General features: G+C 47.1%; 1 protein-coding gene. It reads right to left on the bottom strand.

Annotated features, from left to right (window positions below; translation table 11 throughout):
- Window positions 1–420 precede the first annotated feature (420 nt).
- The coding region (locus KDK17_RS18070) for a lytic polysaccharide monooxygenase (protein ID WP_257288724.1) at window positions 421–1,133 on the bottom strand (713 nt) is incomplete at its 5' end.

Genomic DNA, 1,133 nt, shown 5'->3' on the forward strand with positions numbered 1-1,133 from the left:
GCTCAGGGCTGTGGCTGAAGTTTATGCCTTTGACAATGCCAAAGAGCGCTTTGTGAAAGACTTCATTGAAGCCTGGACCAAAGTAATGACAAATGACCGCTTTGATTTGCAATAAGCGACATCAACAGATAAGGCCGCATTTTGCAGCCTTATCTTAGGGGCGGTGTTTTTCAAGATAGCTGTCTGCCACTGCCAGCAAAGACAGCATTTGCTCCCGAGTGGGAACGCTGCCGTTATGCTGCCGAAATGCAGTCTGCACCAAGGTATTCAGCAACTCAAGGAGGCTAAACTGTTTCCTTATCTTCTTGCCGATAAAACTTATTCTTAAAAGAGCATCAGGAGATAAGATGGCTGGAAAAGTTATTAATTCGCTCAAAACCGTCTACAGGTCAGTCAAAAGCCTGACCTGAATCAACGGACTTACTTTTTCATCCAGGCCTCGGACCAGTGCAAACCAGTTCCCGGAGCGTAATACAAAGAAGACTGATTACACCAACCAGAGTACGGAAAAGGCTTGCACTGATAGACCCCGCCATCTGTGCCAAGAACAACTGTATCAGGCTGATAGGTACCTTTACCTTCCGGATACTTATATTCGTAATCCGGTGTCGGAAGGGGTGTGGGTGCGTTATCCGCTTTTATGACTGAAGTGGATGCTGAGTGTTTGGTGTCCGGAGCCCAGATACGATTGCTGAACAAGTTGCCTTCATCATACATCAAATGATCCATGTCCTGATGCCAGATACCAATGAAGGCTTTACCCCGATTGCGATCATTCACCTTCAGTGCCAACTCTGTGGTCCAAAGGTTAAAGTCGGCATTGCTGCTGGTAATTGCAATCTGCTCATCAGTCACTTCTTTACCTGTACCGTCAAAGAGTCGGAAGCGGACCGTATCACCTACTTCAGCAATATCGTGCCCGTTGCTCACAAAAGTTCCAACATTCACCAACTTAGGCATAGGATCTGGATCTGGCGAAGGTGTTGGAGGCGGTGTAACTCCACCACCGCTGAAAGTAATGTCTGAACAGTTATAGAATCCTTCACCCGCAGGATCAGCTCGCTGCCAACGCACATAAAGAATACCGGTACCGCTTCTTCCTTCGGGAATGTTGATATCCATCTCGAAATACC

Source organism: Endozoicomonas sp. SESOKO2 (assembly GCF_024606245.1).
Lineage (GTDB): Bacteria > Pseudomonadota > Gammaproteobacteria > Pseudomonadales > Endozoicomonadaceae > Endozoicomonas_A.